At 43.1% G+C, this 12,095-nt stretch carries 16 protein-coding genes; 1 reads left to right on the top strand and 15 read right to left on the bottom strand.

All coding sequences use genetic code 11. The features are described 5' to 3' along the window. The first annotated feature begins 105 nt into the window (after positions 1-105). Positions 106-627, top strand: a complete 522-nt coding sequence (locus JOC95_RS06225; protein WP_239582718.1) for a PCYCGC domain-containing protein — start codon at positions 106-108, stop codon at positions 625-627. A gap of 37 nt (positions 628-664) precedes the next feature. Here the strand turns inward: JOC95_RS06225 and JOC95_RS06230 are convergent, their stop codons facing one another. From JOC95_RS06230 to JOC95_RS06300, 15 genes are all read right to left on the bottom strand, one after another. Further along, positions 665-1,507, bottom strand: a complete 843-nt coding sequence (locus JOC95_RS06230; protein WP_204414451.1) for a DegV family protein — start codon at positions 1,505-1,507, stop codon at positions 665-667. Positions 1,508-1,707: 200 nt separating this feature from the next. Then, positions 1,708-1,959 carry a DUF2535 family protein gene (locus JOC95_RS06235; protein WP_204414452.1) on the bottom strand — a complete coding sequence of 84 codons (252 nt, stop codon included), beginning with the start codon at positions 1,957-1,959 and terminating at the stop codon, positions 1,708-1,710. Positions 1,960-2,049: 90 nt separating this feature from the next. Then, complete coding sequence (locus JOC95_RS06240) at positions 2,050-2,715, bottom strand: SOS response-associated peptidase (RefSeq protein ID WP_204414453.1); 666 nt, start codon at positions 2,713-2,715, stop codon at positions 2,050-2,052. Positions 2,716-2,729: 14 nt separating this feature from the next. Next, positions 2,730-3,905 carry a beta-aspartyl-peptidase gene (iadA, locus tag JOC95_RS06245; RefSeq protein WP_204414454.1) on the bottom strand — a complete coding sequence of 392 codons (1,176 nt, stop codon included), beginning with the start codon at positions 3,903-3,905 and terminating at the stop codon, positions 2,730-2,732. Between the two features lie 108 nt (positions 3,906-4,013). Continuing rightward, positions 4,014-4,724 (bottom strand): lysophospholipid acyltransferase family protein, encoded by a 711-nt coding sequence (locus JOC95_RS06250; RefSeq protein WP_204414456.1) that lies wholly within the window; start codon positions 4,722-4,724, stop codon positions 4,014-4,016. Between the two features lie 28 nt (positions 4,725-4,752). Further along, positions 4,753-5,238: a dihydrofolate reductase gene (locus tag JOC95_RS06255; protein ID WP_204414458.1), complete on the bottom strand. Its 486-nt coding sequence runs from the start codon at positions 5,236-5,238 to the stop codon at positions 4,753-4,755. Next, a complete protein-coding gene (locus JOC95_RS06260) occupies positions 5,235-6,029 on the bottom strand; it encodes a thymidylate synthase (RefSeq protein ID WP_204414460.1) in 795 nt (264 codons plus the stop codon). The genes JOC95_RS06255 and JOC95_RS06260 overlap by 4 nt, the downstream gene beginning before the upstream one ends. 81 nt (positions 6,030-6,110) lie before the next feature. Next, positions 6,111-6,866 (bottom strand): anthrax toxin lethal factor-related metalloendopeptidase, encoded by a 756-nt coding sequence (locus tag JOC95_RS06265; protein WP_204414462.1) that lies wholly within the window; start codon positions 6,864-6,866, stop codon positions 6,111-6,113. A gap of 527 nt (positions 6,867-7,393) precedes the next feature. Further along, the gene (locus tag JOC95_RS06270) at positions 7,394-7,924 is read right to left on the bottom strand and encodes a phosphatidylglycerophosphatase A family protein (protein ID WP_204414464.1); all 531 of its coding nucleotides are present in this window, start codon (positions 7,922-7,924) and stop codon (positions 7,394-7,396) included. 22 nt (positions 7,925-7,946) lie between these two features. Continuing rightward, positions 7,947-8,537, bottom strand: a complete 591-nt coding sequence (locus tag JOC95_RS06275; RefSeq protein WP_204414466.1) for a YpjP family protein — start codon at positions 8,535-8,537, stop codon at positions 7,947-7,949. 404 nt (positions 8,538-8,941) lie between these two features. Next, on the bottom strand, positions 8,942-9,073 hold the full coding sequence (locus JOC95_RS06280) for a YuzL family protein (RefSeq protein ID WP_204414468.1): 132 nt from the start codon (positions 9,071-9,073) through the stop codon (positions 8,942-8,944). Between the two features lie 55 nt (positions 9,074-9,128). After that, a complete protein-coding gene (locus JOC95_RS06285; RefSeq protein ID WP_204414470.1) occupies positions 9,129-9,908 on the bottom strand; it encodes a class I SAM-dependent methyltransferase in 780 nt (259 codons plus the stop codon). Next, positions 9,905-10,078 (bottom strand): hypothetical protein, encoded by a 174-nt coding sequence (locus JOC95_RS06290; protein ID WP_204414472.1) that lies wholly within the window; start codon positions 10,076-10,078, stop codon positions 9,905-9,907. Before JOC95_RS06290 ends, JOC95_RS06285 begins: the two co-directional genes overlap by 4 nt. 413 nt (positions 10,079-10,491) lie before the next feature. After that, positions 10,492-10,929 carry a BrxA/BrxB family bacilliredoxin gene (locus JOC95_RS06295; protein WP_204414474.1) on the bottom strand — a complete coding sequence of 146 codons (438 nt, stop codon included), beginning with the start codon at positions 10,927-10,929 and terminating at the stop codon, positions 10,492-10,494. 15 nt (positions 10,930-10,944) lie between these two features. Continuing rightward, positions 10,945-12,066 (bottom strand): virulence factor, encoded by a 1,122-nt coding sequence (locus JOC95_RS06300; RefSeq protein WP_204414476.1) that lies wholly within the window; start codon positions 12,064-12,066, stop codon positions 10,945-10,947. Positions 12,067-12,095: the final 29 nt, after the last annotated feature.

Here is a 12,095-nt window from a genome sequence, read left to right on the forward strand (position 1 = left end):
GATACAAATCTGCTCATCACACCTCGTTCACAAAGATGTTAAAGAATCCAAAATCCCTCTATGTTATAGTAGAATGGTATAGTTTATGTAAACGAGGTGTGCGATATGAAAAGAATGACATTTACACTGATATTCATGTTAGTCATTTTTACTGGATGTTCCAATAGCCCAGAGACGGATCTCACTGGTCAAGCGCCTGAAAAGGAAGAACATCATCAACATGAAAAACCCTCTTTTTTTCAAGGGGATCTTAGAGAAAAAACGAATTCTGTTCAAGAGCTACCAAAATTCCTGGACGAAAAATCTGACGATATAAAAATAATCTATGCTGTAGCTGCGCAACACCAGGAAGTCCTTGAGCACATACCATGCTATTGTGGTTGCGGAACTTCTGCCGGACATAAAAGCAGTTACCAATGCTTCGTTCATGAGGTGTACGAGGATGGATCCCTAGAATGGGATGATCATGGTACTAGATGCGGAGTGTGCCTGGAGATTGCAGCTACTGCGGTCATGGAATACAAGGACGGTAAATCAATTAAAGAAATCAGGGACGGGATCGATGAGGCATACAAGGAAGGCTATTCCTCCCCTACACCTACACCGATGCCGCCTTCTGACCATTAAAAAAAGCTAAGGGACCAGCCCTTAGCTTTTTTTAATGCTATTCAGCAAAATACATGAGTGCAAGGGCACCCGGACCTGTGTGGGTGGAAATGACAGGTGTCGTGAATGCAATCTCCACATCCTGAAAACCCGAGACCTCCTGCAGGGAAGCTTTTAATGTTTCTGCAAGCTTCAAGCAGCCTGCATGCGCAATACCTACGCGCTTAACTGTTTTTCCAGCAATATCTTCCTTGAATTGTCTTGTATAGAACTTAATGACCTGGGAGTGGCTTCTTACCTTGTTGACCGGTGTATATACTCCATCAGCAAGCGAGGCGATCGGTTTGATGCTCAACAAGGAGCCGATCAGGGCCTTTCCGCGTCCAATCCGGCCACCCTTCACCAGATTATCCAGTGTATCCACCATGATGAACAGATCAGTGTTAGCCCTTACTTCATCCAATCGTTGCATTATCTCCTCGATCGTCTTACCTTCCTTGGCCATCCTTGCAGCCTCCACTACTTGAAAAGATAAGGCAAAAGAGATGAACCGGGAGTCGACCACCGTTACATCAGCCTCGGTGATATTTGAAGCACTCTCAGCCGAAGTGACTGTTCCGCTCATTCCACCTGTCATATGGATGGAAAGGATTCTGCTTCCGTCTTTACCGAGTTCATCATATGTTTCCACAAAAGTACCAACAGCTGGTTGGGAGCTTTTAGGAAGTTCCTTGGATTCTTTCATTTTGTTCATAAATTCATCAGGCTTGATACCAAATCGGTCTATGTATGATTTTCCGTCTATTGTGATGGATAATGGTACAATCTTGATGCCTAGCTCATCTATGATGGATTGATCAATATCAACGGTCGAATCCGTCACTATTTTTACATTTTTCATGAATTCACTTCCCCAAATATAGCCTAGTTATTATTATACCTGCATTTATTGCCACTTCAAACCAATAATCATTATTTTTCGACTAGAAACCGACATTATGCAGGATTTTGTCACAAATTTTTCCTTGTTTGCCTTTTTGAACAAAAAAAATAACAGGGTGTTGACCCTGTCCCCATATTATCACATTCTTGGTTAGTTCTCTATGCATTATTTTTTAGGATATCTGATTTTACTACATTGCAATAATCTGGCCATTTCAACACTTTTTGCAGATATTCCCTGAACGAATACACTTGTTTGGGGTTATCATCCGAAACAATTTGTGCTAGAAATGTCTGCAACCTGACACGAAGCATAAAGTGATATGTGCTATCGTCCTCCAATACTGGAATTTCAATGACTTTTACCTTCTGTCCCTTTTCAATCGTGAACTCTAGGCTTTTCCATAGCAAAATATCAATCCTCTTTTTCACCCGTTTGACATTATTATACCCTAATCTTTCACACAAGTGTTAATATTTAGTCTGACAAAATAAAACATTTTATATGGGTGCAATGCATCTTAAATCATTGTTTTTGGGTGAATTGACGATATCGGAAACCTCGTAGGCGGCCATGAGATTGGCGTCGAAAGGTGTAAGCATGGAGGAAAGATAGGAGAGATCGTGTTCCTCCTGATCAATCCATTTCTGCTGATGTTCCCTTTTTAGGATGACAGGCATCCGGTCATGTACATCCTTGACCAATTCATTCGGCCTGGTCGTAATGACCGTGCAGCTAACCAATTCTTCTCCTTCATGATTCCAACGGTCCCATAGGCCGGCAAATGCAAATGGCTGATGGTCCTGCATGACGAACCGGATAGGCTTTTTCACTCCTTCGACCATTTTCCATTCGAAGAAGCCATCTGCCGGAATGAGGCACCGCCTTCTTTCGAGAAGACGCTTAAAGCTCACTTTTTCATGCAATGTTTCTGCACGGGCATTGATCATTTTGTATCCGATTTTCTTATCTTTTGCCCAGCTTGGTACAAGGCCCCAATGTAAAAATCCTGCCTTGTTCCCATGTTGCCCCATGACAACGGCAAGTACCTGCTGCCCCGGTGCGACATTATAGCTTAGCTGAAAATCAAGGTCTTCAGTATTTTCCAAAAAAAACTGCTCCTGCAATTTGTGGATTTCTGTTGTCAGAGAAAATCTTCCGCACATATTGCAATCCTCCTTTATTCTTCAAAGGTACCTTTAACGATCGCCTTTGCTCCACTGACCATCATCTTCCCTTTCGCAAATACCGACTGTATCGTCAAGTCATGCGGATCAAGCATTACCAAATCAGCATCTTTACCTGTGGCTATGGTCCCTTTTTGTGTGAGTTTCAAAATCTTCGCAGGGTTTTCTGTGATGACCCTAACAGCCACATCGAGCGCGATACCTTCTTCTAGGATTGCCTCTCTTACTGCCTGAAAGAGGGACCGCACTTTTCCCACCTGTAATCCTATAAGCTCCCCCTGCTTATTGAATTCGGGAAGGCTTGCTTGTCCGTCGGAAGTGAAAGTGATGTTTTGGATCGGCACACCTGCTTCGAGCATCTTTTTTAGGCCTGTGCTGCAACGGACCTCTCCTTGATCGAGGAATCTTTGGACTGTACTGGTTGTAAAATCTACATAGCCTCCATTTTTCGCAAAACGGATACCTGCTTCAAACAAGGTATGATTTCGATTAATATGCGTCGGATAGAACTGGGCGATCGGAATATCCGTTTCTTCCACGACCCTTTCAATAAGCGAAAGTTTTGTAGGACTATCCCCTACATGAATATTGACGATGCCCCCTTTACCTGAAAGCATGCCTCCCACTCTGGTGCTGGAAGCTATTTTTGCAAGCTCTTCCATAGTAGGCTGTGAGGAACGATGATCCGCAATCGCAATTTCCCCGACACCAATAATTTTATCGATCAGGATGAGATCATTTTCTATGGAATCGGTCAGTGTTTTGACCGGTACTTGATATGACCCTGTGTGAACGTAACAGGAAATCCCCTCCTCCTCGAGGGCCCGGGCTTTGGCGATAAGCCCTGTCATCGTCCTTGTTGTCCCATCAGTTCCCAGCACACCGACGATTGTCGTGATGCCTGATGTTGTCGCGTCAGTAAGCATCAGCTCGGGTGTTCTGGTATGATAGCTTCCTTCTCCCCCTCCACCTGTAATATGCACATGGGCGTCTATGAATCCGGGGACAAGTAATCGGCCTGCTCCATCTATCAGCTCCAAATTTTGTAAATTAGTATGAAGCGTTATTTCATTTTCGACTGCTCCTATTTTATCCCCGATCAAAAGAACATCTTTTTTCCCCAGATTTTCTGGTGCATACACATGAACATTCTTAATCAACTTCAACATACTCCCATTTTCCCCCTTGTTTAATCTCTCCTATACTTAAATAGAACAAAAGCCACTAACTGCTTGCAGTAGTGACCATGCTGTATTAATAAAAATTGCTATTTTGTATTATAAATGCTCTTTAATTCTATTTTGAATTTCGATTCCAAGTTCGTTTCCATCGACTTTTCCTTCTGCCGGGATGTAGATAGGATCGCTGATGGTTACAGTCACTTCAGCGGGTCTAAAACCGAACTTGCTCTCTTCCATGATTTTATAGGAACCTGAGATTGTGACAGGCACAACCGGCACTCTGCTTTCTGTAGCGAGCTTCAGTCCGCCTTTTTTGAATTCTCCCATTTCATTCCCTTTGCTTCTGGTTCCTTCTGGGAAGATGACAAGAGAGTGACCCTCTTTCAAAGTCGAAATTCCCTCCCTGATGGACAGGATGGCTTTTCTTCTATCCTTGCGATCGATAAACACACAATTCATCGCTTCCATCCATCTTGGAACAAAAGGAATCTTTTTTACCTCGACTTTTGAAATGAATCCAAGAGGCTTCTGAAGGAATCCAATAAGTATCGGTACATCGAAGTTTCCTTGATGGTTGCTTACAAACAACACCGGCCCGCTCGGCACCTTCTCTTCCCCTATAACATGGATATTGGATCCGGTAATGTTCACCAGGCTTTTTGCCCAATGCTTAGGCTTTTGATGAATGATCATATCTCTCTCTTCCACCGGCATGGAAGTGTCCAATCCTTTTACCTTTTTGATAGTCGGCAAACTATAAATCAAATAGCCGAAAAAGTAGGTGAACCACCATAACGTACGTAACATGTCATTTCTCTCCCTAATTCAAACAACTCTAATGTCTTCTCTTATACACCCTGAAAAAGTAGTCATAAGGGTTCTTTTCATTCTTTACTCCCTTTTCCTCTGAAACCATCTTCCAATCACTTTCGTCGATTTCAGGGAAGTAGGTATCCCCCTCGAACACCTCATCAATATAGGTAAGGTAAAGAGTTTCCGTAAATGGCAAAGCCTGCTTGTAGATATTTGCCCCGCCGATGACGAAGATTTCTTCTTCTTTCTCTGCCATCCCCTTCAGTGCCTCTATGGAAGATATTGTTCTGCAGCCCTCCACATGGTAGTCACTATTTCTTGTCAGGATGATATTCTCTCTATTTGGAAGAGGCTTTCCAATCGATTCAAAAGTGTTTCTCCCCATCACCACAGTTGAGCCCGTTGTGATTTTCTTGAAATACGATAGATCTTCCGGCAACCTCCAAGGCATATCATTGTCCTTGCCTATCAGACCATTCCTGTCTGTTGCAACGATCATGGAGATCATACACTTACCACTCCCTTGATTGCAGGGTGCGGATCATAGCCAACCAGGTTAAAGTCTTCATAGGTGAAATCAAAAAGGGATTTCACCTCTTTATTGATTTCCATTTTAGGCAGTTTTTTCGGTTCCCTGCCAAGCTGCAATTTCACTTGATCAAGATGGTTCGTGTAGATATGCGCATCACCAAGCGTATGGATGAATTCACCAGGCTCCAAATCGCAGACTTGTGCGACCATCATGGTTAAGAGCGCATAGGATGCGATGTTGAATGGAACTCCTAGGAAAACATCGGCTGAACGCTGGTAGAGCTGACAGGATAATCTGCCATTTGCTACATAGAATTGAAACATAGTATGACATGGTGGCAATGCCATCGAATCCACATTCGCTACATTCCAAGCGGACACGATCAACCTTCTTGAATCAGGATTGTTCTTTATCTGTTCAACGACGCTCGTGATCTGGTCAATGCTCTTCCCATCAGGTGTTGGCCATGATCTCCACTGATAGCCGTAGACAGGTCCAAGATCTCCCTTTTCATCTGCCCACTCATTCCAAATGCGGACCCCATTTTCCTGAAGATACTTGATATTCGTATCACCGCTAAGAAACCAGAGCAGTTCATGGATGATGGATTTCAGGTGCAGCTTCTTCGTTGTCACGACAGGGAAGCCTTCTGCAAGGTCGTACCTCATTTGGTACCCAAACGTACTGATTGTACCAGTACCTGTTCTATCTTCCTTTTTTGTTCCGTTATGTAAAATATGTTTACAAAGATCTAAGTATTGTTTCATGAATTTCACCTCTTAAGCAATAGTCGACGATTCTATTCTACCATATTGATAATAAAAAAAGAGCATTTCATGATGAAATGCTCAATGTGTGCGAAGGCCAAGGAGATTCCCTTTAGTTATGGGGGAGGTCTCCAGGTTCTCCAGGAATAGAAAGGTCTTTGGTGCTTTCATGGCAATTTCCAATTTGGTGGTTTCGCTAAGGTAGTACATTGCGAACGTTTCTGCAAAGTACTCCTCAGGAAAATGAAGGAAATAGTCCTTACCAGGAAAAAGCTGAGGTGCTTCCTCCTTCCAGAGCGTCAAAAATGCCTGGTTCATTCTTACATTTCCAAGCACATATTTGTCAATGGAATGCGCCAATTCATGGAGCTCAAGATTGACCGAGCCATGACCCATCCCTTTTTCGCTATGCCCGATTTTTGCCAAGACCAGCTTGGATCCCCCCACTCCGGGAACCTCCTCCCAGGTCGAACCTTTCAAGCTATAACCCCTTGGCTTGACGCCGTGAAGATGCTCAAAGCCCTGCACTTCAGTCAAACTGCCATTAAATAAATAAAGGTGGATGTTCTGCTGGACCAGGATACTTAGGATGCTACCCGGAATATGTGATAATCTGGCCACCATGCTTGCCGCCTCTTTTTCGGCAAATTCTCCAGACGGTACATAGACCAGTTTCTCAATCAATTCTCTATTTTGTATTTCCCCAAGATGAGTATTAAATGTAGGAGATTGATAGTTTTTTAATGAAATCGCATCCAAACTTGCGTATGCCTTCCAATAAACCGGAATAATCGTAATGATCAGTAAAAGACCAATGGCTAAAACACGTCGGCTCATTTTCCCTCTCCTTCTGATGATGAGATTCTAAGATGTTATGTATTTTTTCCGAAAATTCACATTATCGTATAATATGTTTCTATTATAACATCTAAGACTATGTTTGAGATGTTATTTTAGGTAAAAAGGTTTAACAATGATTGGAAAAGGGTATATAATTTTTTCCAATCTTATTAGATTGATAGGGCATCCACTTTTTAATTAGCTGAGTGAGTAAAAAGGTCATTTGATTGTTCCTATTGGATCCTTTCTTGAGATTTACATGCGAAAAGTCCATTAGAGCTCTCCTATTGGACATTTCATTGGGGTTTAAGTTTAAAAAGGCCATTAGATCGCTCCTATTGGACTTTTTCTTGGAGATTACGTGGTAAAAAGGCCATTAGATCGCTCCTATTGGACTTTTCAGCGGAATTCAAGTGTAAAAAGGCCACTGATTACTCCTTTATGTACTTTTCACTCACATTCCGAATATAAAAAAGGCTTTCTAAAAAGTCATGAATAACTGACTTCTGGAAAGCCTCTTGATTTTAAACGATAATTTCCTCTTCATTCAAAGCTGCTTCTTGTATGTCCCTGGTGCGATGGGCAATCCGGCTTGCGGCTGCTGCAGCAAGTGCGCAGACTATATCATCCATGAAAGTGTGGACTTCCTCTCCTTCATGTTCATCGAGCTTTTTGATGATTCCGAATTTCTCCTTATCCAGAAAACCGAAATTCGTCAATCCGATCGATCCATATACATTTACAATGGAAAGGGGGATGATTTCATCGATCCCATATAATGGCTCATCCGTTTCCACCAGATACTGCAAAGGTTCAGGCAGAAGCTTTTGTTCAGCAAGGATATCCAATGATAGTCCTGTCAGTACTGCATGGACGATCTCCCTTTTTTCAAGCACCTTCTCCACGTTGTGGATGCAGTCCTCCAAAGTCACATCTACAATATATCTTTGTTGAAGAAGCAGTACAATCTCGGCAATATCCCTGATGGTCACTCCTCGATCTTCGAGCATCTTCTTTGTGGTCTCCCTCATCTGTTGCAGAGTATATTTTCTCATTCAGACCCCTCATTCTCTCTTTTTAGCTCAGCCATTTTGGCGGCATGTTCTTCGCCCAGTAAATGGACCCCAACGCATGATGGTTCTGGAATTGGTCATGATGTGTATGGTAGTGGAAATTAAACCAATACCCCTCTTTTGGCGGGTTGTCCTTTCTTACGTGAAAACGGATGATATCCTGTCCTGATACCTTATGGTAGATATGAAAGATTTTTTCGCCATCCCCTCCGGCCGGAGATTCCGAAATTGTTAGATTGCTTAAGTCCTCTTCAGGATGCTGAAAAGCCAATGTACTGATTACTTCCTCCATTTTTGGGAGGATCAGATCCTTGAATTCATCTTCGATTTTCGGCCCGATGCGGGAACCGAACTTCGTAAAGCTTTGCTCTTCCGCTTGGACTAGTGCTTGATTGAGAAATTGCTCCTTGGAAAGCTGCGGTTTGAGAGATTGATATAATCCCGTGGAAAAACTATCAGATTCGCTACTATTAATATCACTGAAATTGGATTCATCGGAATTGTCGTCCGCAATCAAATATGCAGGAGGCGACACAGTACCGAATGTCAATGCAGTAATAAGGACAACTAACGATTTCTTCAACCATTTCGGCATGGGGAACTCCCTTTCTGTTATGTACATCATTAATTTTGTAAATCTAGTATATCATAAAAGTTAGAAAATTTTATCTATTTAACCTTGTTTTTTAGGAGAGGAAAGTATCTTTTCCTTAAAACATGTTACATTATTAGCAACAATGATTGGTTGGGGACTCAATTTTAATATTTTTTATTCATTTATTTAGCTTTTTTTGTTAATATTAAGAAAAGCGTTATCCTTGCATAACCGCTTCGTTTATAAGTGTGAATAGTACATAATGGAGGTTTTATACATGTATGATGTTCTATTGATTGTAAGCTCATTTTTAACATTGGGTTATTTAACTTATTTATGTTTTGCTGACTAATGTGAAAAGCAAAAAGAAACTCGTGCGGATCCTCTCCGACACGAGTTTCTTTTTAATTTCGTTTCGTACTTTTTCTGCTGGAGCTCATGGACTTACCATCGATTTCAGAGGACGTTGTTCCCTGTCCTTCCACTTGGGAAGATGGTAACCCCACATTGCCTGGCTTTTTTCTTTTTCCACTCATGATATAGAAGACCTCCTTGGGGTATTGTATGTGCTCTTTTATAGGTTGTCCCAAATCAGTGTTTTTTCTCCCAATAACCATAGTGGAATTTGGATGATTTTCGGACCAGTCTCGTAAAACCCAAATGATCGAAACGATCACTTTGCCAATGGTCTTTTAATACTACCCGTTTTCTTGCCACTCTTTTTGCCTCTTCCACTGCTTTTTCACTAAGAGCATCATGACACGCCACATTCCTTAATGAAAGGATCCCGGTGGATTCCTCTATCTGCTTTTCAAACATCGGATCAAAATAGACAACGTCATAATAATCCTCAGGAAGGGTCTGCAGAATATCGAGGTGATTTCCATGCACGACCTCAATCCGCCTCATCGATCGTTCTGTTTCCTCATTTTGCATTTCCCATGTCTGAAGGCCGGTATTCACGATATAGGCCAATTGCTTGTTCGCTTCGATGCCTGTCACTTTACCTGCAGGTCCCGTAGCAAGACTAGCAATGATGCTGTCAGACGCAAGGCCCAATGTACAATCCAAAAAAGACATCCCCTCATTAAGGCCGGTTGCCTGTATGAACGGTTCCACTTCGCCTGCCAATAATCTTTTTGCCCGAAAAGCCGCACTGTTCGGATGGAAAAACACAGGCTCATCTGTACCAAGTACGAACCATTCGATTCTGTCTTTTCCAATCACTAAAACATCAGCTTTATACTGAGCCTGTAAAAGGCTTATGGATTTTTTGTTTCGTTCTATGTATGGAAGATCCATTTCCATTGCTACGCGTTTGGCGCTTTGGATCATCTGTTCATTTGTCCTGCCTGCAGTGGTTACGATCATATTTTAAGGTCTCCTGCTATTGGTTTTTCCTTTTGGCTCTTTTCGCATTCATTGTCGCTATATAGAGAAAATGTAAACAACAAATGTAACCCGTTGATTTCCGCTGCGGACACTTGCTTTCCGCGGGGACGGATGGGAGCCTCCTCGGCTTCGCCTGTGGGGTCTCCCATACCCTCTACTCTCCCGCAGGAGTCAAGTGTCCTCCGCTACAATCAACTCAGTTTTTTAACACTATTTGCTCTACTGTATGAAAAAATAAAACAAATTATCCAAACATCAGGAAAGTGAATTTTATACTACGATTAACCCCTGTTGGTTGGAGTCCAAGGTGTGAGACTCCTGCGGGAGCAGCGTGTCAAGGGAGACCCCACAGGCGGAAAAGCGCCGAGGAGGCTCCCGAGGCCGCCCGCGGAAAGCGAACACCTGGAACGGAGACCAACAGGGAGTTTATTGTTGACACCTTATCCTTAGACCAGCCTTATACTTAAAAGAACAATCTATATGAAAAGAGCCTTCCTTTATGTATACTTCAAGCAATACACAAAGGGTGTGCACCCTAGAGTGCACACCAACTTAATAGAACTTATTTGCAATATTGATGAAAAGCACCTTGAAGATTGGTCATGATGTTTTCCATCGTATTTGCTTCGATATCATGACGGTGGATAAAATGCACAACTTCCTTGCCTTTCATGATTGCCATGGAAGGGGATGAAGGAGGGATGTCGCCGAAGATCCCGCGCATTTTCTTTGTTGCTTCCTTATCTTGCCCTGCAAAAACTGTCACGAGATGATCAGGGGCATTATCCGCCTGAATGATAGCTTGTGTTGCCGCTGGACGTGCCAGGCCTGCTGCACAGCCACATACGGAATTTACGACAACAAGAGTCGTTCCTTCCACTTTATCAAAGAAAGATTCCACTTCTTCCCCTGTTTTGAGCTCCTGGAATCCAGCTCTCGTCAACTCATCTCTCATCGGTTTTACTAATTGTCTCATATAATCTTCATATGCCATCGACATGATTTAGTCCCCCTTTTATTTGTTACGTTCGGTCATTTGTTTCCAGACGGAACCTTTTGCTTCTTCTCCGCCTTCGATGCGCTGAATCGCCATCTTCACCTGCATGCTGACCTCAAACTCCGAATCGTCTTCTGCTGCACGCAGCGCAGGCAATGCTGTTTCATCTCCGACTTCAAAAAGAAACATTGCTGCCCGCCAGCGGACAAGCTTATTTTTATCCTTCAATGCTTCCATCATTTCTGGCATTGCCGCTGGATCTCCAAGATCGGAAAGGCAATCACCTGCAGTTCTTCTGACTGTTACAGATTTGTCCTTAAGGGCTTTATACAAATAAGGTAATATATCAGAGTCTTCCAGCATACCGAAGTATACGGTTGCCAGCCTGCGGATAGAACCTTTCTCATCCTCCAGGGCTTTGGCCAACACCGGGATATCCGCTTCTGTCGGATCCATCTGGTCCAGTGCTGCGAACCGTTCGGACCAGTCGGGATTGTCAAGCATCTCCAAAGTCACCTTATATCTTTGTTTCTGTTTGATGTTCGACTGCTTCTCACCTGTGACCGACCTTTCCGACATGCTCTGAAGTCTTTGCTCGGAATAGGTCGCTGAAATTTCCTCCACTATCTCATTGCCTACCGCTTCGAGGTCGCCGTAGCGGATTCCATGCTCCCTCCATTCTCTTTCCAAGACGACATTGTCCTGATTTCCTTGCGAGGTCAGGACCGCTTTCATGAAACGCTCAGGAAGGCCGACGCGTTTTTCCACTTCCCCGTCAGTCAGTTTCACTTGCATGGGAATGCCCTGGAACATCTGGATAAAGACTTTCACTTCCCCGAAACCGCTCAAAGATGTTCCACCTGATTCTTCGCGTTCCTCTTCCGTTTCACCGAAGGCACTTCTCACATCCGCCAAGATCACTTTCCAGTCATAGCGGGCATTTCTCTCTACCGCCAGGAAGTCTGCAACATGATAGACTCCCTTGACGCCTTCCACTTCCAGTATGGACTGGATGATATCCGGTGCCTGTGAGGAATTGTCCTTTGTATAATTGTTTCTCGCGCCTGCAGGTAGCTCCTCCGACAAAATAACCTTCATCGTATTTGGACTTGGTGTAGGTTCGATTGCTTTAATTCTCACGAGTGTTCACTCCTTTACACGATCTAATA

The organism is Sutcliffiella tianshenii, from assembly GCF_016908565.1.
Lineage (GTDB): Bacteria > Bacillota > Bacilli > Bacillales > Bacillaceae_I > Sutcliffiella_A > Sutcliffiella_A tianshenii.